We start from the raw sequence: 18,830 nt of genomic DNA, 5'->3' as shown, positions 1-18,830 counted from the left end.
ATGGCACGAGATGTCGACTGCCACGACGCACCAACGCGGAGAGACGCCATCAAGGGCGGCGGCGCGCTCCTGGGCGGCGGCCTCCTCGCTGGCTGCAGCGGCGGCGCGAGCGAGGCGACGACCACCACCGCGGCGGAGACCACCACGACGACCGCCGCGACCACGGCGGAAGACACGACCTACGAGGTGACGGTCGAACCCGCCGGCACCGGGACGTTCGACGTGGTCCCCGAGACCTACGCCACCATCCCCGGCGTGTGGATGGACATCGCGATGGCCCTCGGCATCCCCCCGAAGGCCGTCGCGTCGTTCAACCGCATCTCCCTCGACTACTACGACGCCCTCCCCGGCGTCGAGTTCGACGCCGACAGCGTCCTCACCTTCGGCACCGACGGCGAGAGCGGGAGCTACGACAAGGAAATCCTCTACGAGGTCGACGCCGACGTCCACCTGATGGACCCCCGGCTGCTCAAACGCTACTCCGGCTGGGAGGAAGCCGACCTCGAAGAGATCGAGTCGAATATCGGCCCCATCCTCGGGTCGTTCATCCGCTTCCCCTACGGCGGCCACGACCCCTACTACACGCTCTACGAGGCGTTCGAGAAGGCCGCACAGATCTTCCAGCGGCAGCGTCAGTACGAGGCCTGGGTGTCCTTCAAGGACGAGGTCTACGCGGACATCGAGTCGCGCGTCCCCGACGACGCGCCGACCGTTGCGGCGTTCAACTTCCGGTTCTCCCCCGAGTCCGGGAAGTTCTACGGCGCGAACATCTACGCGTCCCGGAACGACACGCGGAGCCTCCGCCTGCTCGGCGTCGAGGACGCCTTCCCCGCCGGCGAGTACGTCCCGAACGAACCCATCGGCTACGAGGAACTCCTCGATATCGACCCGGACTACATCGGCTGCATCGGCGACCTCTCCTACCTCACCCACGGGGAGTTCCGGGACGTCATCGAAACCGCGCAGAACCACGAGACGCTCGGCGCGCTCACCGCCGTCCAAGAGGGGAACTTCGTGCGGACGGGCGGGAAGCGGATGGGCCCCGTCATCGACCTGTTCTCCGCGGAGGCGACCGCGAAACAGCTCTATCCCGACGAGTTCGGTGAGTGGCCGGGCTCCGTCGGCGACGTCCCCGAGGGACAGCGGCTCTTCGACCGACAGCGTATGGCCGACATCGTGAACGGCGAGTTCTGATGGCGACCGGCGCAGCCGACGCTGACCGAGACGTCGTCGTGATCGGTGGCGGTCCCGCGGGCGCGACGGCCGGAATCCTCACGGTTCGGTACGGCCCTCGACCCCGGCCGCCTCGACCGTGTCCGCGAGCGTGAGCTCGCCGCAGTCAACGACGCCCACCTGACACGAGACGAAATCGAGGCGCGCGCCGACGCCATCCACGTCTTCGACGACTAGAGCGAGGACAGCACGACGTACGCGAGCGCGCCGAACGCGAGGAGGAAGCAGACGATGGCAACGGCGAGCACGTAGACTCGCTTCCGCGCGGGCTCCATACACCGACTACGACGCGTGAGAGGATACGGGTTACTCCTCGGTCACGCGCGGCAGACCTCCCGGCTCCGCGGCTCCCGCACGGGTAGTACTCGGGGGCGCGGCCGGCCCACCTACACTTATCCTGCGTGCGCTCCACGCCACGCGTAGTGCTTTCCGGAACGGTCGTAGCGATATCGGTGCCGGGCGACGGGAGCGTCAGCGGCGAGCACGTCGTCGGGACCGCGGCGATCGTCGTCGCGTTCGCCGTGTTCTCGTTCCTGGTCCGCTGGGGCGGCTCGCGGCTGAAACGGCGGTTCAGCGCGCTCGCGGTCGAGAGCCTGCAGGCGGTGGTGGCCGCGGCCGCCGTCGTCGCCGCCGCCGTCGCCGTCGCGAACCTCTGGGGCGCGGCCGGAACGCTCGCCTTCATCCGAGAGACCGTCAGAATCAGTCAAGCGGACGTCATCGCCATCGTCCTCTCCGTCGCGTTCGCCGTCGCCGGCGTCGTCGCCATCCGCCTCTTGAATCGCTTCGTCCACCTGCTCGCCGAGCGGCCGGGCGCGGTGTCGAAACACCACGAGGAGGTCGCACAGCACGTCGTCCAGTTCGCGGTCGTCATCCTCGTGTTCTTCCTCGTGCTCGCCGCGTGGAAAGTGCCGCCGGATAGCTTCGTCCTCGGCGCGTCCGTCGTCTCCGTCGTCCTCGGGTTCGCCGCGCGGCAGACGCTCGGGTCCGTGCTCGCCGGGTTCGTCCTCCTCTTCTCCCGACCGTTCGAACCCGGCGACTGGATCGTCGTCGAAGAAGACGAGGGCATCGTCCAGGACGTCTCCGTCGTCCAAACAGAGCTAAAAACGTTCGACGACGAGGTCGTGCTCATCCCGAACGACATCGTGACGAGCACGAAGGTCATCAATCGCTCGCGGAACGGCCGGCTGCGCGTGAACCTCGACGTCGGCGTGGACTACGACGCGGACGTCCGGGAGGCCGCCGACCTCGCCGAGGAGGCGATGCAGGGCCTCGACCCCGTGATGGAGCGCCCGACGCCGCACGTCGTCCTCTCCGAGTTCGGCGGGTCGAGCGTCGTCCTCCGCTGTCGCTTCTACATCGAGAACCCCTCGGCGCGCCGGCTCTGGAACGCGAAGACCGCCGTCATCGAATCGATAAAGGCCGAGTTCGACGACGCCGGCATCACCATCCCGTTCCCTCAGCGCACCGTCTCCGCGCGCGACGGCGACGTCGCCCTCGCCGGCCCGCCCGCTCCCGACGTCGGCGATGTCGACGGCAACGGTGAGAGCGACGGTGAGGGTGAGAACGCTGAGAACGGCGACGACGACGAGAGTAGCGACAGCGAGAGCAACGACGGCGAGGACGGCGTCGAGAAGCAAGAGTAGGGCGAAAGCGAGCGTCGGGGCGCACCCGGCTGGAGAGGTCGTCGTCGCGGCGGACGATGCCGTGGACGGTCTCGTCGACGTCGAATCCGTCTGTGAGAGTTTACTTGGTTTGGATGTCTTAGACTGACTGTGGGTGTGGTGGGAGGTTCCCCAGCGCCGATGGAGCGAGACGCGTGGGGTGAGAGGACAGTATGAGCGACTCCGAGACGCGTGAGGACCGGGCGATACAGCGGCGCTGAACCGCGAGCAGCGTATCGAAGGCGCGAAGCGGTGGGTGGCCCGTAGCCGGTCGACGCCGCCCGAGCAGTGGGGGCCGGAGCAGAACGCGGTCGTGAACGGTCAGGTGGACGCCGCGCGAGAATCGGGGCCGTCGGCGGCGCATCGCGAGCGCGTCGAGTCGGTCGCAGAGTCGATTATCGACGTCGAAGGCGACTGAGCCGTTCGCTCAACACGGCTTTCGAGCGGCAGCGGCAGACGTCGTCGAGAGACGAGCGACGACAGCCGCGAGTAGCGTTTCGGCGGGGTAGAGCGGAGCCAACGCCGGGTTCTACCGGAGACGGTTGCGGGAGGAAAAGCGGGGAGGGCGACTGGTTAGTCGTCGCCGGGGGTTCGGATGGCGTGGAAGGCCGCGTCGAAGTCGTGGGGTTCGAAGGCGTCGACGGCGGCGTCGATGTCCGTTCGGAGCTCGGTGAGCTGTTCCCGGATTCGGGTGTACTCGCTGTTCGCGGCGAGTTCGTGGTCGGGTTTGACGGCTTCGAGCGCGGCTTTCCGCGCGGAGAGCGCGTAGTATTCGCGGGTGGCGTCGTCGAACTCGGCGCGGGCGGTCATGCGTTCGACGGTCCCGACGAAGTCGTCGCGGTCGACGGGCTTGACGAGGTAGTCGTCGAACCCCATGTCGAGGATGTCGAAGTCCGGTTCGACGCCGGTGACCATGACGACGCGGACGTCGATGTCGCGCTCGCGGATGCGTTCGAGGACGGCGTCGCCGGACTGGCCGGGGAGGCGTCGGTCGAGGAAGACGACGTCGGTGCGGTCGCTCACGACGTCGAGCGCTCGCTCGCCGGTGGAGACGGTCGTCACGGCGCAGGTCGGGGCGAGCCAGCGCTCGTAGTTCTCGGCGAGGAGCGCGTTGTCCTCGACGACGAGCACGGACGGCGTTGGCGACGGATCGGGAAACATCGGTGGCCTCGATTACACCGGCACGTTTCCGTCTGGAACATTAAAAGGTAAGCGCCGATTATCGCCGTCGATACGGAGCCCGTCGGTGTCACGTCGCGTCGCGGAGTGCGGCCGCGCCGACGAGGAGGAGAACGGGGCCGACGACCGCGCCGCTCCCGCCGAGGAAGGTCGCGGCCGACCCGCAGTCCGGGCAGCCGGCGGAGCCGGCGGCGGCGTAGAGCGCGACGCCGACGACGCCGAGGGCGAGCGCGAGCGCGCCGAAGCGATCGGGCATACGCGGGAGGTGCGCGGCCGCGGGCTTAGGCGCTTCGGGACGCGCGGGCGGCGAGGAGCGCGCGGGCGAACGCGGCGTATCCGAGGACGACGAGCCAGAGCTGCCAGCCGCTCGCGACGACGGGCGCGACGCGCTCGACGGGCTCGTCGGGTTCGACGCCGGGATACGTGGGGTCGACGGCGGTGCTGTAGTGCGTGTTCGCCGTCGTGCTGACGGCAGCGTCGGCGGGCGGCGGCTGGACGAACGTCTGGACGACGCCGCGGGTGTTCGAGAGGAGGAGGTGGCCGTCGAGCGTGTAGAAGCGGTCGTAGAGCGGGTAGAGGAGGTTGACGCCGTTCGTGACGAGGTCGAGGCCGATGCCGGCGGCGGCGAGCGCGAGGAGGGCGACGGCGGCGACGCGGCCGGCGGTCGGGCCGAAGCGCGCGCGGAGGACGGAGCGGTCGCGGATGCGGAGGTCGTAGGCGAGGAGGAACCCGAGGAGAACTGGAAGGAGGGCGGTGTGGAGGGCGGCGCGGTGAGCGTTCGGGAGGGCGAGGCCGACGACGCTGTCGAGGTCGGGGAGCGCGGTGGCGGCGAGGACGACGGCGGCGGCGCGCGGCGTGAAGTCGTCGTCGAGGAGGAGGACGGCGAGGAGGCAGCCGGCGGCGAGGTGGACGACGAGGGACGGCACGCCGGGAGAGAGGACGCGGACGGATTAAGGTGTAGCGGCGGCTCAGACGCTGAGTTCGATGCCGCCCCGGACGTTCACTTCGGCGATGCGCCACTCGCCGTCGACGCGCTCGAAGCGGTCTTCGTACTTCGCCTGCGTGACGGTGACGTCGCCGTCCGGGGTCTCGCCCCAGAGGAGGAGGTACCACTGGCCGGTGGCTTCGCCGTTGGCGACGTCGATGACGGGGTTGGTGACGACGTGGGCGGAGCGCGCGAAGAGGTCGTCGAAGCCGTCGGCGGCGAACCCGTAGAGTTCGTCGTGGCCTTCGTAGACGTCGCCGTTCGCGCGGACGAACCGGCCGTCCTCCGTGAAGAGTTCGGACCAGACGGCGTAGCGGCCGCCGTCGATGGCGTAGCAGTATTCGTGTTTCAGGTCGCGGATCAGGCGGGCTTCGTTCACCATACCGGGACGTCGCCGGGGGGCGGGGTAACGTTCCGTGTGGGAGCAGGGTTCTCCGGAATCGCGTTCCAATCGTGGAACGCATCTCCTCGGTAGTAAGTCTTAACGGCGTCACCGGCGGAGGGAGACGTGATGCAGGACTCTGACGGGCTCCCGCGAACGGTCGGCCTGCGGGACCTCCTCGTGCTCAGCGTCGGCGGGATGATCGGGTCTGCGGTGTTCTTCTTCCCGGCGTTCACCGGCCAGTGGGTCGGTCCGACGGCGATACTCGCGTGGCTCGCCGCCGGCGTCGGCATGGTCGCGGTCGCGCTCTGCTACACGGAGCTCGCGACGGCCTTCCCCGAATCCGGCGGCCCCGCGGTCTTCCCCGCGGAGACGCTCGGGCCGAACCCCGTCGTCCGACGCTTCTTCGCCTACCTCGAAGGCACCTCCTACGCGCTCGGCTGGGTCTTCGGTGTCGCCGTCTCCGCGTGGTACGTCGCGAACTACCTCGGCGCGATTCCGCCGCTCGCCGGCGTCCGCAGCCACACCGTCGCGTTCGGCCTGCTCGCCGTCGTCGCCAGCCTCGCCGTCACCCTCTCAGGTATCGACGTGACGAAGCGCGCGAACCTCGTGCTCACGGCGTTCGTCCTCGCCGTCCTCGCCGTCGTCGCCGCGGTCGGCCTCGCGAACGGCGACCCCGCGAACGCACAGCCCTTCGTCACCGGAACGAGCACGCAGTTCCTCGCCGCCGTCGGCGTCGCCATCACGGGCTACGGCGCGTGGACCGTCGTCCCCGCCGCCGCCGGCGAAGTGAAGAACCCCGAGTGGACGATTCCGCGCGCCATCGTCGGCAGCCTCCTCCTCACCACCGCGCTCTACACGCTCGTCGTCGTCGCCCTCCACGTCACCGTCCCGCCGAGCGCGTTCGAATCGGGGAACCTCGTGATGGTCGCGCCGCTCTCCGCCGTCGTCGTCGACGCCGGCCTCCCCGCCCTCGCGAACTACGCGCTCCCCGTCGCCGCGCTCGTCGCCATCTTCACCACGATGCTCGTCGGCATGACGTCCTCGGCGCGCGTCCTCGCCGCGCTCGCCGACCGCGACACCTTCCCGCGCGCGTTCGCCGCGACCAGCGACCGCACGAACGCTCCCTACGTCGCGCTCACCGTCGTCGCCGTCGCCGCCGGCGCGGTGGTCGTCGGCAAAGCCGTCGTCGGCGGTCTCGTCCTCGCCGCGCTCGTCGGCACCGTCCTCCCCTACACCATCAACGTCGCCTCCTTCGTCGGCCTGCGCCGCTATCGCACGGACGTCACGCCCTCCTTCCGCGCGCCCGGCGGCCTGCTCACCGCCGCGCTCGCCTTCTGCTTCCTCGTCCTCCTCGCCGTCGGCCTCTCCGTCGACCACCCCGTCGCCGCCGCCCTCACCGTCGCCGCGCTCCTCGGCGGCTTCGCCCTCCAGTACGCGTTCGGCGCGAACGCACCGACCGCCGAGCACGGAAACGCCGACTGACTCGGGCCCGGCCAAACCCACACTCGTCCGCACCCACGCTCGTTCGGGCGCGCTCACGTTCGGGCGCTCACCGCTTCGGTGCGAGCGCGTCGACCGTCGCCTCGGCGAGGTCGGGCGCGTTCGACGGCACGACGACGATGGGTTCGTCGACGACCGGGGTCGCGGCGACCTCGCGGAAGCGCTCGCGGGCGTCCGCGGGCGTGCCGGCGACGCCGAGCGCGTCCACCATGTCGTCCGTCACCGCGGCTTTCGCCGCTTCGCGCTCCCCATCGCGCCACGCGGCCGCGACCGCCGCCGCGGCGTCCGGGAACTCGCTCGCGACCGCGCGCTCGTAGCCCTCGCCGCTCCCGACGTAGTAGGCGAGGTGGCCGCGGACCGCGTCCCGCGCCTCCGTGGGGTCGTCGCTCACCGCGGCCGGCACGTACGGCGCGACCGCGATGTCGTCGGGGTCGCGGCCGCGCTCCCGAGCGGTTTTCGCAATCGTCTCGAACGCCTCCCCGAGCGCGGCGAACGGAATGTTGTGCGGGAGCCAGCCGTCGGCGACCCGGCCGGTCGCGCGCCGCGTCGCCGGCCCCAGCGCCGCCGTGTACACCGGTACTGTCGTGCTGAGCCCGGGGAAGTCGGAGACTGAGAAGACCTCGCCGTCGTAGGAGACGCGGTCGTCCGAGCGGAGGAAGCGCCCGGCGAGCGCCGCGGTCTCGTGGAGGCGTCGCGGCGGGTTCGCGAACGCCACCCCGTGGAGGTCCTCGATGGCCTTCCGGGTCGACGTACCGAGACCGAGGACGACGCGCTCGTCGGTGCGTTCGGCGACGGACGCGGCGGCCTGCGCGAGCGCCGCCGGCGTCCGCGAGTAGACGTTCGCGATGGCGGTCCCCACGCCGATGTCGACCTCGCGCGCGATGTCGGCGAGCGTCACGAAGGCGTCGCGCCCCCAGAGTTCGCCCGCCCAGACGCCGTCGTATCCGCGGTCGCTCGCCCGCCGCGCGAACGCGACGGCGTCGACGCCCGCCTCGAACGGAATCAGGACGCTTCGAGTCACACCGAACGCGTTCGCCGCCGAACCCCATAACTCACCGGCTCGCCCCGCCCGGTCGGCCACCAGATATAACTCGGTGTCCGAAGACTCACTCGGTGAGTCGGGTCGGAGCCGCTCGTGGTTCCGGAACGGGCCTGGTTAGCCTCCCACTCCCCCCATTGCTTCCCTCTACTCCTCGCAGCGGCGGCTACGGCGTGATGCGGACGGCGGTCGCGCCGGCGCGAACGAGCGGGTCCGCGACGTCCGCGTGTAACGCGACCGTCCCGGCGCGCATCGCGTCGGTGACGTCCGCGACGACCTCGACGGCCGCGTCCCCGCCGTCTGCGGGCGTCACCGTGACCGCCTCCCCGTCCGCGACGCCGAGTTCCGCGGCGTCCGTGGGGTTGAGGCGGAGGCGGTCGTCGCCCTCGCCGGCCGCGCCGAACCCGCCCGCGCGGCTCCCCACGACGAGCGCGAACGCGCCCTCGGGGAGCGCCGACACGGAGACGTCCGGCGTCGAGAACGCCGCCTTTCCGTCCGGCGTCGCGAACGACTCCGCGTAGAGGGTGTCCGTCCCCGAGCCGCTCCCGGTCGGCGGCCAGCGCTCGCCGTCGTCGAGGTCGCCGTGAAGCGGGCTGACGGCCGCGAGCTCCGTCGCCGTCTCCGCCACGTCGCCCGCGAAGCAATCGGGGTCGGGCGCGAGCCGGCGGGCGAGCGCGCCGAGAATCGCGTGGTCCGAGCGGGCGTCACCCGGCGGCTCCGCGACCGGCGTGAGCGTCTGTACGCGCCGGTCGAGCGACGTGACGGTTCCGCCCTTCTCCAGGCCGACGGCCGCCGGGAGGACGACGTCCGCGTGCGCGGTCGTCTCGCTCTCGAAGACGTCGAGCACCACGAGCGAGTCGAGCGCGTCCAGCCGGTCCGCCACCCACTCCTCGTCGTACTTCGACACCGCCGGGTTCTCCCCGACCACGAGCGCGCCCCGGACGCGCTCGCCGAACCCTTCGAGCGCCTCCCGCTCGGTCAACCCCGGCGTCTCCGGCGGCGCGACGCCCCACGCGTCCGCGAGACGCTCGCGAGCGGCCGCGTCGTCGAGAGCGGCGTGCCCGGGGAGGCCGGTCGGCCGGCAGCCGACGTCGCTCGCGCCCTGCTCGTTCGCGAGCCCGCGGAGAATCGCAAAGCCCGTCCCGGGCTCGCCGACGTTCCCCGTGAGCGTCAAGAGGTCGAGGAGGGCGTTCGGCGTCGCCCCGTCGTCGTTCTCTACGCCGGTCGCCGCGAGCACCGCGACGCGCTCCGCGTCCGCGACGGCGTCCGCGAGCGCGTCCACCGCCTCCGGCGGCACGCCCGTCTCCGCCGCCGCCTCCGCCGCGTCGACGTCCGCGAGCGCCTCTCTGTATACCTCGTCGCCCGTCGTCCGCGCCGCCACGAACGACTCGTCGACGTCGCCGCGCTCCGCGAGGCGCGCGCAGACCGCCTGCAGGAGGAGCGCGTCCGCGCCCGGCCGCGGCGCGACGTGGTGGTCGGCGAGCCGCGTCGTCTCGTTCGCCTGCGGGTCCACCTGCACGAGCGTCGCGTCCCGTTCGTTCACCGCCGGCCGGACGAACGAGTCGAAGAACACCGGCTGTTGGACCGCCGGGTTCGCGCCGACCGCGAGCAAGAGGTCCGTCTCGAGGACGTCCTCCGCCGCGAACGACGTCGCCGGATACCCGAACCGGGCTTCGAGCGCGCCCGCCGCCGCGTCGTGGCACGCCCGCGCCCGATTGTCCACGTTGTTCGTCCCGAGCACGCGCGCGAGCTTCTGCAGCCGATAGTTCTCCTCGTTCGTGCAGTGCGGCGCACCCAGGAAGGCGAGCGCGTCCGCCCCCGCCTCCGCGACGACGCCGCCCAGCCCGTCCGTGGCGCGGTCGAGCGCCGTCTCCCAGTCCGCCTCCACGAGCTCGCCGTCCTCCCGGACGAGCGGCGCGTCCAGCCGGTCGTCGTCGCCGAGCACGCGCGGCGCGCGAATCCCCCGCCGACACAGCGTTCCTTGCGGGTTCGCCGGCCCCGCCCGCCCCGACGCCCGCCCGGCGTCTGGCGAACCGCCGGAGACGGTCAGCTGACACCCGACGGCGCACATCGGGCAGACCGTGGACTGTTCGTCCGTCACGCGGCCACCTCGGGTGCGCGCGGCGGCGTGGCTGTTCGAATCGAACGCGGGACCGTCGTCGGCGAGAACTGCTGGTGCTGTGTCACTGTCGCGGAGTAGAGGCCGAGAGTGATCGGAGAGCGTTACCTCGGGAGGCGCGAGCCGATGCCTTTCAGCACGGAGATGGCGTAGCCGAGGCCGGCGCGGCCCTCCGCGGAGGAGAGCGCGCGCATCGCGCCGAAGAGCCCCGTCGGCTCGGACTCCTTCTCGGCCTCGTCGACGGCGTCGAGCACGCGATTGAGCGTGTCGATGGTGGTCTCGTCGATGTCGAGTTCCGCGAGGAGCGGGGCTTTCTCGATGAGCGCGTCGAGGTCGCCGCTCTTCTGGAGTCCGATGACGGAGTCGAGCGCGTCCGCGAGCTCGTCGCTGTTCTCGCCGACGCCCTCCGCGAGCGCGACCGTGCCCTCGTTGGAGATGGCGTCCGCCGACTGAACGAGTGTCACGACGGAGTCCGTGACGTAGTCGACCTCGTCGTCGTCCGCGCTCGCGAGCACGAGAACCGCGGTTTCGAGGATGTCCTCCAGCTCGTCGGTGTATTCGGCGGCGTCCGCGTAGTCGCCGCCGTACGTTTCGAGGACCGCGCGCAGGGCTTCCTCGCCTTCCTGCGGGCGCTCCGTGTCGACGTTCCGGGCGCTGTCCGGAATCTTCGTGGTCGGTTTCGCCATCTCAGTCGTCCCCCGAGATCGGCTCGACGTTGTCGTACGAGACCTGTTCCGCGTCGCCCTCGTAGGGCGACACGCGCACGGCGGAGAACTTGAACTCCGGCGTCCGCGCGTCCGGGTCGAGGCGCGTCGAGTCCGTGAGCTGATTCACGCACGTCTCCGCGAAGTGAATCGGCGCGAACACCACGCCCTTCCCGATGCGCGCGGTGACCTGTGCGGGCACCGTAATCTCGCCGCGCCGCGACTCCAGCGTCACGAGGTCGCCGTCCTCGATGCCGTAGTTCGCCGCGTCCTCCGGGTTAATCTCCACGAAGTCGCGGTCGTTGTAGTCCATGATTCCCTCCTCGGGGTGCGTCATCGTCCCCGTGTGGTACTGGTAGAGGACGCGGCCAGTAGTGAGAGAGAACGGGTACTCCTCGTCGGGGAGTTCGCCGGGTTCGCCGTAGCCGACCGGCTGGAGGTGGGCCTTGCCGTCGTCGGTGTTGAACTCCTCTTCGTAGAGGCGTTCGGTGCCGGGGTGGTCGAGGTCGTAGCACGGCCACTGCAGGCCGCCTTCCTCCTCCACGCGCTCCTGCGTGATGCCGCCGTAGATCGGCGTGAGCTGCCGCATCTCCTCCATGATCTCCGAGGTCTCCGAGTAGTCCCACTCGCGGCCCATGCGGTTCGCGAGGTCCTGCAGGATCTCCCAGTCGGCCTTCGCGTCGCCCTTCGGCTCGATGACCTGCTTCACCATCTGGACGCGGCGGTCCGTGTTCGTGAACGTCCCCGTCTTCTCCAGGAAGGAGACGGCGGGGAGGACGACGTCGGCGAACTGCGCCGTGTCGTTCAGGAAGAGGTCCTGCACGACGAGGAACTCCATCTCCTCCAGCATCTCCGACGCGTGGTTCGAGCCCGGCTCTGAGAGCGACGGGTTCTCGCCGATGCAGTACATCCCGCGGAGGTCGCCGTCGTCGGCGGCGAGGAACATCTCCGTCGTGTAGAAGCCGGGCTCGGGGTCGATCTCGCAGTCCCAGGCCTCCTCGAATTTTTCTCGATTGTCGTCGTCCGTGATGGACTGGTAGCCGGGGAAGTTGTCGGGGAGCGGCCCCATGTCGCCGCCGCCGCCCTGCACGTTGTTCTGCCCCCTGAATGGGGATACTCCTGTCCCGGGCTTCCCGAGGTTCCCGGTGATGGCGGCGAGGTTCGCCATCGCCATGATGTTCTCCGTGCCGTGGGAGTGCTCGGTCAGGCCGAGCGTCCACCCGAAGAGCACGCGGTCGTTGTTCGCGATGGTCTCCGCCGCAGAGGCGATGTCCTCCTCGGAGACGTCCGTCACTTCCTCGACGTACTCCGGCGTGAACTCCTCGACGGACTCCTTCACCTGCTCGAAGCCCGTCGTCCGCTCCTCCACGAACTCCTCGTCGTAGAGGTCGTTCTCGATGATGTACCGCGTCAGCCCGTTGATCCAGACCTGGTCGAAGCCCGGCCGGACCTTCGTGTACTGCGTCGCGTACTCCGCGATCTGGACCTTCCGCGGGTCGAAGACGACGAGCTCGTTCCCCTCCTTCGCGTGCTGTTTGATGCGCGTCCCGAGCACGGGGTGCGCCTCGGTGGTGTTCGATCCGGTGAGGAAGATGGCGTCCGCCTGCTCGAAGTCCTCCGTCGACACCGACGCCGCGCCGTACCCGTACGTGCGCGCGAGGCCGGCGACCGTCGACGAGTGACAGAGCCGGTTGCAGTTGTCGACGCTGTTCGTGCCCAGCACCTGCCGGGCGAACTTCCCCATCAGGTAGTTCTCCTCGTTCGTCGCCTTCGAGGACGCGATCATGCTCATCGCCGACCCGCCGTACTTCTCCTGAATCTCCTGGAAGCCCTCGACCACGCGGCCGTAGGCTTCCTCCCAGGAGGCCTCGCGGAACTCGCCGTTCTCGTCGCGGACGAGCGGGGAGGTGAGGCGGCCCTCGGAGTCCACGAAGTCGTAGGAGAACTTCCCTTTCACGCAGGTCGAGATGCCGTTCACCGGGGATTTCTCCGGCTCCGTCGGGCGCGTCGCCAGCACTTCGTCGCCGTCCGTGTAGACGTCGAAGCGACAGCCGACCGCGCAGTACCCGCAGGTCGTGTCTTCGACCGTCAGGTCGGCGAGGCGCTTATCACTGATCTGCGTCGCGATGTCGAAGAGCTTCCCCTCCGGCATCGTGCCCGCCGCCGTCCCCTCGGCGACGTGCTCGACGTTCTTCAGGGCTTGCTCCTTCGCGCCCTGCATGAAGCTCGCGACACCGTTCTTCTCGTCGTCGTCGGTTGTGCGTTCGTCTAAGTTCGTCATGGCCACTGGCGTTCTTCCGCGTCGCCGCCGGTCTCCCGCGACGTCTCGGTCACCTGGTCCGCCTTCATCGGCGTCATCGGACCCTTCTCGACGTCGCTGGACTCGATGACTTTCCCGACGCTGTTCTTCTGATTGAATCCGGGGATGGGGAGCGTCGCCGCGTCCTCCAGTCCCTTCTCGACGAGACTCCCGGTCGGGCAGACGGTGACGCAGTGCCCGCAGGAGACGCAGGTCGAGCCCTCCATCGTCTCGGCCCCGTTCTGGAAGCCGATGCGCGTGTCCTGCCCGTGGCCCTCCATCCGGAGGACGCCTTCGACCTGCACGTCGTTACAGGCTTCCACGCAGCGGTTACAGAGGATGCATTTGTTCCGGTCGATCTGGATGAAGTCGCTGGAGTCGTCGATGGGCTCGTAGGCGTCGCGGTCGTCGAAGACGCCGTATCGCGGCTCCTCCACGTCGTTCTCGATGGAGGCGTCCTGAAGGTCGCAGCGACCGTTCTTCCCGCAGGTCGTACAGCGGAGGTTGTGGTCGGAGAGGACGAGGTCGAGGTTGACGTCGCGCGCCTCGGAGGCGGCCTCGGCGTCCGTGGAGACCTCGAGGCCCTCCTCGGCCGGCGTGCTACAGGAGGGAACGATGCCCTCGTTCGTCTCGACCATACACGTCCGGCACTCGCTCCGCGGGCCGATGTCCTCGCGGTCGTAGTTACAGAGCGCCGGGACGTACTCGTCGGTCTCGACTTCCTCGACGGCGTCGAGGACGGTCGATCCCTCGGGGACCGTCACCTCGTGGCCGTCGACCGTGAGGGTCGTGGTCTCCGCGCTCTTCACGTCCGGGTCCGTCGCCGTTCCCGGCGCGATGGTCTCCGTCAGTGGTGGTACGTCGAACTCCGCGTGTGGGTGTTCCTGTGAACTCATAGCGTAGCCGCCTCCGCTTCCGTCTCCGCCTCGGCGTCAGCGTCCACGAGACACTGCCCGGACGGACACTCGCCGTTCGCGTGCGCTTCGAAGTGGTCGCGGAACTCCCGCAGGCCCGTTCGGACCGGACGCGGGGCGTTCCGGCCGAACGCGCAGATGCTCGTCGACTCCATCACGCGCAGGAGCTCCGTGATCTTCGCCTCGTTGAACTCCCCGTCGTAGATGTCGCGGAGGAGCTCGCTCAGCTGCGTGGAGCCCTCGCGGCAGGGGACACACCGCCCGCAGTTCGAATCGGCCGCGAACTGGCTGCGGCGACCGACGAACGCGACCGGACACGCGTCGGAGCCGAGGACCTCGAGCACGCCGTCCGTGCCGAGGTCGCGTTCGTCGAGCGCGATCGGCGTCGGCGCGACGTCGAGTTTCCGCGTCAGCCCGCCGAACCGCCCGCCGACGAGCACGCCCGTGTAGTCGGTGGCCCCGGACGCCTCGACCGCCGAGCGGACCGTGTCCGTCTCGCCGAGTTCCACCGTCACGTCCTGCGTGTCACCGGTGACGGAGAGCACGCGCGTGCTCGTGTCGTCGCCGCGCACCGCGCCCGCGACGTGCGCGAACGTCCGCGCCGTGTGGACCACGGTGGGTTCGCCGAAGACGCCCTCGACTTCGGGGCCCGGCGGCCGCAGGCGCGCTTCGAGCCGGTGATTGCCTTCCACGGCCTCGATGGCCATCGTCGGTTCGGCCGCGCGGTACGCGCTCGGGCCTTCGACGACGGCGACGTCCGTCGGGAAGTCCGGATACGCGGCCGCCGCGGCTTCGAGGGTGTCGCGTGCGCGCTCGTCCGTCTCGCTGACGTAGACGAAGACCTGGACGGCGTCGACGACGCGCGCGACGTGCGCCGCGCCTTCGAGCACGGCGAAGGGGTCGCTCTCCGCGAGCAGTGCGTCCCCGGGGTTCCCGTGCGCGTTCACGACGACCGCCGGGCTCCCGTCGCGGTCGCGGACGCCCTCCCAGAGCGCGCCCGCCGGCTCGTCGGCGTTCCAGTCGCCCCAGCCGCGGCCGAGCACGCCGCCCGCCGCGTCCACCACTTCGTCCGCCGCCGCGTCCGTGAATCCGACGGACTCGGCGTAGTCGTCGGCGCTCGCCGGGCGCAGCCACCCGCAGCGCGCGAGCACCGAGCGCGACCCCGAGAAGCCGTCGAGGTCGGGAACCGGGAGCGCGCCCGTCTCGTCGTGCGTCACCGTCGCGTCGGCGTCCGGGAGCGCACGCGTCGGTTCGCCGATGACGGACGCGACGGACTCCGCGTCGTCCGGCGTCGCGTTCGCGTAGAACGCGCTCCGCCCGTCGTCCGTCGCGACGACGAGCGGCTCCACGCCCGGCACGCCCGTCGACCCGACGTCGACGACGGGGACGTCAGTCCGCTCGCGCGCGGCCGCGGCGACCTCCTCCGCGCCCCGCCCGGCGACCCGTACCACCGTCGATGCAGTTAGTATACTTTCAGACATCACGAATCATTTGTGTTCCTCCTTCGGACCCCATCCCAAAATAAGTAACTCGTCTCGAACGGCCGAACCCGGTCGAACTCGCCGCCACATCCGAATTGCCGTCAGCTCGCCAATACGACGACGGAGGCTTATCTCCGCGGAGCGACTACTCCCCGCTGTGACCGATTCGACCACGCGGGGCGTCCTCCTCGCCGGCGGGAACAGCACCCGGTTCGCCGACGGCGACAAGGCCCTCGCCCGCCTCGACGGCACCCCCCTCATCCGCCGTGCCGCCGACGCGCTCGCCGACGCCACCGGCCGTCCGCCCGTCGTCGCCGCCGGCGACCACCCGCCCGACGCCTACCGCGACGCCCTCGACGACCCCGACTTCCTCCCCGACGCCCCCGACTTCCGCGGGCCGCTCGCCGGCCTCGCCAGCGCCGCCCGCGCCCTCGACGGCGGCTGGCTCCTCGTCGTCGCCTGCGATATGCCCCGCCTCGACGCCGCCGCGCTCCGCTGGCTCGACACTGAACGCCGCCGCGCCCCGACCGGCACCGACGCCGTCGTCCCCATCGCCGACGGCGTTCCCCAGCCCCTCTGCGCCGCCTACCGCCGCACCGCCCTCCGCGACGCCCTCGACGACCTCTCCGAAACCGCCGGCCCCCGCGCCCTCCTCGACCACCTCCGCACGCACACGCTCGGCCCCGACGACACACCGCCCACCGTCGACCTCCACGCCGCCCTCACCAACGTCAACACCACTGACGCGCTCGAAGACATACTGAGAGAAGAAGGTAGGCGTTAGTGTTAGCTAAGAGTTAAAAGTACGGCCCAGAAGCCTAACTCCCCCTCAGAATCCGTCTCACCGAGCTAAAAGACGTATCGGGAAGCGAGTCCGGCTTTTAGCTGGAAGCGAATTCTCACGTAGCAGAAAAGGGATTTACGCGAGGTAGCGGACCCGAGGAGAATCGATCGTCGGGCTGGCGTCGAATAGATGGGGGTCTGACTGGTCGGGCTTGAGTAGTATGTCTCGCTCAGAGAGGTTGGTGCTCGTCGCTGCGGGTTCGAGTGGGTCAGTAAGTCGTCGGTGGGTGGTCGGTGAGTCGTCGGCGACTGAGTGGATTTCGGGTGGAGGTTTGTCCGGTACCCGACGGTTTTAGACCGGGGAGGTGGAGGGTTGGGTCGAGGATGAGTGTTTACCGCGTCGTCACGCTGATACTCGGGTGGCAGGTGGCGGCGAGCGTGTGTTACTACGCGGTGTTCGCGGCGACGCCCTTCTTCCGGGACGAGTTCGGGTTGGGTGGTGCGGCGGTCGGGCTGGTGGTGACGGCGCTGACGCTCGGGTACGCGGTGTTCTTGTTGCCGCTCGGGGCGCTGACGGACCGGTTCGGCGAGCATCGGACGCTCACGGCCGGGCTGCTCGGGCTGACGGTGGGGACGGCGCTCGTCGCGCGCGCGGACTCCTACCTCGTGTTGCTCGTGAGCGTCTTCCTCCTCGGGTCCGTGTACGGGACGGCGATGCCGGGGACGAACAAGGCGATTTTCGACCGGACGCCGCCGGGCCGGCAGAACCTCGCAATCGGCGTGAAGCAGGTCGGGGTGACGGCGGGGAGCGGCGCGAGCGCGCTGCTCGTGACGGGGTTGGCGAGCGTGCTCTACTGGCAGGCCGGGTTCTACGTCGCCACCGCCGTCGGCGTCGCCGTCGCGCTGGCGTTCTGGGTGGCGTACCCCCGCGGCGAGCAGACGGGGGAGGCGTCGTATCCGGACTTCCGACGGCTGCTCGCGAACCGACCGTACCGCTCGCTCGCCGCGGCCGGCGTGTGTCTCGGCGCGGGGCTGTTCACCACGACCGGCTACACGATTCTCTACGTCGAGGAGTCGGTCGGCGCGTCGGTGGCGTTCGGCGGCGTCGTCCTCGCCGCCCTCCAGGTGTCGGGGAGCGTCGGCCGCGTCGTCACCGGCTGGCTGAGCGACGCGCTCCCGGGCGACCCGCGGCGGCGCATCGGCGCGATACTGCTCGTGCAGGCCGTCGCGAGCGCGGCGCTGTTCGTCGTCGCCGCGTTCGTCGAGGGGCGGCTCGCGGCGGCGGCGACCTTCGTCGTGCTCGGCTTCTTCGTCCTCGGGTTCACCGGCGTCTACTACTCCTGTATGGCGACGGTCGTCTCCGCGGAGGAGATGGGTGGCGCGACCGGCGGCGGCCAGCTCGCGCTCACGTCCGGGGCGCTGGTCGCGCCGCCGGTCTTCGGCCACCTCGCGGACACCGTCGGCTACCGGTGGAGCTGGCTGTTGCTCGCCGGTCTCGCTCTCGTCGGCGCTGGGTTCGTCGTCCGCGTCATCCTCGCGGAGTCGACCCCGGAGTCCGCCGCGTCGGCGGAGTGACCGGGGAGCCGACGCCGCTTTACTCGGGGGAGTTCCTACGAGGAGTCGATGCCGTACCTCGCACTCGACACGACGGCGACGCCGGACGACGCGGCGCGCCGGGCCTTTACCGACGCGGTCACCGCCCAGTACACAGAAGAGATGGCGACGACGGCCGGCCACGTCGCGGTCGCCGTGCGCGAACACCCGCCGGCGGCGATGGCGCTCGGCCGCGCCGTCGACGGTCCAATTGCGGTGTTGAACGCGGACGTGCGACGCGGGCGGTCCGCAGAGCGGCGGCGAGCGTTCGCGCTCGCCGTCATCGACTGGCTGCACGGGGAGTGGGAGCTCCCGCGCCCGAACCTGAAAGTCGTCTTCACCGAGCACGACGGTGACGAGCTCATGGGCGCAGACCGCGTCGGCGGGGCGTGGTCGCCGCCGGACGAGTGAGCGAACATTAATGATGGACGGTTCGGAACCCGTGGGTGTGTATCACGTACTCGCAGCGGTCGACGGGAACGAGGAGCGCGCCGCGAACCAAATCGACGCCCTCCGCGGGCTGCCGGGACGGGACGAGCTCGAAGTCACGGTGCTCTACGTGCACGAGGAGATCGACGTCCCGGCGGACGAAGCCGGCCGGTCCATCATCGAAGCCGTGAACGAGGAGATCGGCGAACTCCAAGGCGTCCCGGACGCGGTGTACGACGTCGCGGACGAGCTCCGCGCGCTCGACGTGCCGACCGACGTCGCGGAGCTGACGGGCGAGCCGGTCGAGGAGATACTCAGTGCGGCGGCGGACGCCGAGGCGGACGCGGTGCTGGTCGCCGGCCGGAAGCGCAGCCCGGTCGGGAAGGCGGTGTTCGGGAGCGTCACGCAGGGCGTCGTTCTCGACAGCGACGTCCCGGTCATCGTCGCGAAGTAGCGACCGCTGACCGCCGACCGGGGTCGGACTAGTAGATTCAGGGGGCCGGCACGAAAGCCAGTTGCGTGCAGC

Annotated in this window: 19 protein-coding genes; 9 read left to right on the top strand and 10 right to left on the bottom strand. The window is 70.2% G+C overall.

The window, feature by feature from the left end:
* The 4 genes from IEY26_RS11835 to IEY26_RS11820 all read left to right on the top strand — a co-directional run bounded on the left by IEY26_RS11835 (window position 1) and on the right by IEY26_RS11820 (window position 3,312).
* Window positions 1–1,194: an ABC transporter substrate-binding protein gene (locus tag IEY26_RS11835; protein WP_188979201.1), complete on the top strand. Its 1,194-nt coding sequence runs from the start codon at window positions 1–3 to the stop codon at window positions 1,192–1,194.
* Between the two features lie 45 nt (window positions 1,195–1,239).
* Window positions 1,240–1,410, top strand: coding sequence for a hypothetical protein (locus IEY26_RS11830; protein ID WP_188979200.1), 171 nt, complete (start codon window positions 1,240–1,242; stop codon window positions 1,408–1,410).
* A gap of 245 nt (window positions 1,411–1,655) precedes the next feature.
* Window positions 1,656–2,876: a mechanosensitive ion channel family protein gene (locus tag IEY26_RS11825; RefSeq protein WP_188979199.1), complete on the top strand. Its 1,221-nt coding sequence runs from the start codon at window positions 1,656–1,658 to the stop codon at window positions 2,874–2,876.
* A 274-nt stretch (window positions 2,877–3,150) separates the two neighbouring features.
* Window positions 3,151–3,312: a hypothetical protein gene (locus IEY26_RS11820; RefSeq protein ID WP_229774076.1), complete on the top strand. Its 162-nt coding sequence runs from the start codon at window positions 3,151–3,153 to the stop codon at window positions 3,310–3,312.
* Between the two features lie 155 nt (window positions 3,313–3,467).
* Here IEY26_RS11820 and IEY26_RS11815 read toward each other — a convergent pair whose 3' ends face one another.
* The 4 genes from IEY26_RS11815 to IEY26_RS11800 all read right to left on the bottom strand — a co-directional run bounded on the left by IEY26_RS11815 (window position 3,468) and on the right by IEY26_RS11800 (window position 5,440).
* The gene (locus IEY26_RS11815) at window positions 3,468–4,055 is read right to left on the bottom strand and encodes a HalX domain-containing protein (RefSeq protein ID WP_188979197.1); all 588 of its coding nucleotides are present in this window, start codon (window positions 4,053–4,055) and stop codon (window positions 3,468–3,470) included.
* 88 nt (window positions 4,056–4,143) lie between these two features.
* A complete protein-coding gene (locus IEY26_RS11810) occupies window positions 4,144–4,329 on the bottom strand; it encodes a hypothetical protein (RefSeq protein WP_188979195.1) in 186 nt (61 codons plus the stop codon).
* A gap of 25 nt (window positions 4,330–4,354) precedes the next feature.
* On the bottom strand, window positions 4,355–4,999 hold the full coding sequence (locus IEY26_RS11805; protein ID WP_188979193.1) for a metal-dependent hydrolase: 645 nt from the start codon (window positions 4,997–4,999) through the stop codon (window positions 4,355–4,357).
* A gap of 42 nt (window positions 5,000–5,041) precedes the next feature.
* Window positions 5,042–5,440 (bottom strand): nuclear transport factor 2 family protein, encoded by a 399-nt coding sequence (locus tag IEY26_RS11800; protein ID WP_188979191.1) that lies wholly within the window; start codon window positions 5,438–5,440, stop codon window positions 5,042–5,044.
* A gap of 129 nt (window positions 5,441–5,569) precedes the next feature.
* On the opposite strand from IEY26_RS11800, the gene IEY26_RS11795 reads away from it, so the two are divergent.
* A complete protein-coding gene (locus IEY26_RS11795) occupies window positions 5,570–6,925 on the top strand; it encodes an APC family permease (protein ID WP_188979190.1) in 1,356 nt (451 codons plus the stop codon).
* A 67-nt stretch (window positions 6,926–6,992) separates the two neighbouring features.
* Here the strand turns inward: IEY26_RS11795 and IEY26_RS11790 are convergent, their stop codons facing one another.
* The 6 genes from IEY26_RS11790 to IEY26_RS11765 all read right to left on the bottom strand — a co-directional run bounded on the left by IEY26_RS11790 (window position 6,993) and on the right by IEY26_RS11765 (window position 15,469).
* Window positions 6,993–7,964, bottom strand: coding sequence for an LLM class flavin-dependent oxidoreductase (locus IEY26_RS11790; protein WP_188979188.1), 972 nt, complete (start codon window positions 7,962–7,964; stop codon window positions 6,993–6,995).
* 184 nt (window positions 7,965–8,148) lie between these two features.
* On the bottom strand, window positions 8,149–10,083 hold the full coding sequence (locus IEY26_RS11785) for a molybdopterin oxidoreductase family protein (RefSeq protein WP_188979186.1): 1,935 nt from the start codon (window positions 10,081–10,083) through the stop codon (window positions 8,149–8,151).
* Window positions 10,084–10,205: 122 nt separating this feature from the next.
* Entirely contained in the window at window positions 10,206–10,787 is a 582-nt protein-coding gene (locus tag IEY26_RS11780) for a DUF1641 domain-containing protein (protein ID WP_188979183.1), read from the bottom strand.
* 1 nt (window position 10,788) lies between these two features.
* Complete coding sequence (gene fdhF, locus IEY26_RS11775; RefSeq protein WP_229774074.1) at window positions 10,789–13,086, bottom strand: formate dehydrogenase subunit alpha; 2,298 nt, start codon at window positions 13,084–13,086, stop codon at window positions 10,789–10,791.
* Window positions 13,083–14,000: a 2Fe-2S iron-sulfur cluster-binding protein gene (locus IEY26_RS11770; protein ID WP_188979181.1), complete on the bottom strand. Its 918-nt coding sequence runs from the start codon at window positions 13,998–14,000 to the stop codon at window positions 13,083–13,085. Before IEY26_RS11770 ends, fdhF begins: the two co-directional genes overlap by 4 nt.
* Complete coding sequence (locus tag IEY26_RS11765; RefSeq protein WP_229774073.1) at window positions 13,997–15,469, bottom strand: NADH-ubiquinone oxidoreductase-F iron-sulfur binding region domain-containing protein; 1,473 nt, start codon at window positions 15,467–15,469, stop codon at window positions 13,997–13,999. The genes IEY26_RS11770 and IEY26_RS11765 overlap by 4 nt, the downstream gene beginning before the upstream one ends.
* A 187-nt stretch (window positions 15,470–15,656) precedes the next feature.
* Between IEY26_RS11765 and mobA the strand changes: the two genes are divergently transcribed.
* From mobA to IEY26_RS11745, 4 genes are all read left to right on the top strand, one after another.
* Window positions 15,657–16,283, top strand: coding sequence for a molybdenum cofactor guanylyltransferase (gene mobA, locus IEY26_RS11760; protein ID WP_188979179.1), 627 nt, complete (start codon window positions 15,657–15,659; stop codon window positions 16,281–16,283).
* Window positions 16,284–16,666: 383 nt separating this feature from the next.
* Window positions 16,667–17,857: an MFS transporter gene (locus tag IEY26_RS11755; RefSeq protein ID WP_188979177.1), complete on the top strand. Its 1,191-nt coding sequence runs from the start codon at window positions 16,667–16,669 to the stop codon at window positions 17,855–17,857.
* 48 nt (window positions 17,858–17,905) lie between these two features.
* Window positions 17,906–18,286, top strand: a complete 381-nt coding sequence (locus IEY26_RS11750; protein ID WP_188979175.1) for a tautomerase — start codon at window positions 17,906–17,908, stop codon at window positions 18,284–18,286.
* 37 nt (window positions 18,287–18,323) lie between these two features.
* Window positions 18,324–18,758: a universal stress protein gene (locus tag IEY26_RS11745; protein WP_188979173.1), complete on the top strand. Its 435-nt coding sequence runs from the start codon at window positions 18,324–18,326 to the stop codon at window positions 18,756–18,758.
* Window positions 18,759–18,830: the final 72 nt, after the last annotated feature.

This window comes from Halocalculus aciditolerans (assembly GCF_014647475.1).
GTDB lineage: Archaea > Halobacteriota > Halobacteria > Halobacteriales > Halobacteriaceae > Halocalculus > Halocalculus aciditolerans.
Note: the sequence above shows the minus strand (reverse complement) of the source record. Positions and strands in the feature narration are given on the sequence as shown.

Bases quoted from the DNA above. Each gene is read 5' to 3' on its own strand.
- IEY26_RS11835 (WP_188979201.1), top strand. From the start codon at position 1: ATGGCACGAGATGTCGACTGCCACGACGCACCAACGCGGAGAGACGCC.
- IEY26_RS11815 (WP_188979197.1), bottom strand. From the start codon at position 4,055: ATGTTTCCCGATCCGTCGCCAACGCCGTCCGTGCTCGTCGTCGAGGAC.
- IEY26_RS11810 (WP_188979195.1), bottom strand. From the start codon at position 4,329: ATGCCCGATCGCTTCGGCGCGCTCGCGCTCGCCCTCGGCGTCGTCGGC.
- IEY26_RS11800 (WP_188979191.1), bottom strand. From the start codon at position 5,440: ATGGTGAACGAAGCCCGCCTGATCCGCGACCTGAAACACGAATACTGC.
- IEY26_RS11795 (WP_188979190.1), top strand. From the start codon at position 5,570: ATGCAGGACTCTGACGGGCTCCCGCGAACGGTCGGCCTGCGGGACCTC.
- IEY26_RS11780 (WP_188979183.1), bottom strand. From the start codon at position 10,787: ATGGCGAAACCGACCACGAAGATTCCGGACAGCGCCCGGAACGTCGAC.
- fdhF (WP_229774074.1), bottom strand. From the start codon at position 13,086: ATGACGAACTTAGACGAACGCACAACCGACGACGACGAGAAGAACGGT.
- IEY26_RS11770 (WP_188979181.1), bottom strand. From the start codon at position 14,000: ATGAGTTCACAGGAACACCCACACGCGGAGTTCGACGTACCACCACTG.
- IEY26_RS11755 (WP_188979177.1), top strand. From the start codon at position 16,667: ATGAGTGTTTACCGCGTCGTCACGCTGATACTCGGGTGGCAGGTGGCG.
- IEY26_RS11750 (WP_188979175.1), top strand. From the start codon at position 17,906: ATGCCGTACCTCGCACTCGACACGACGGCGACGCCGGACGACGCGGCG.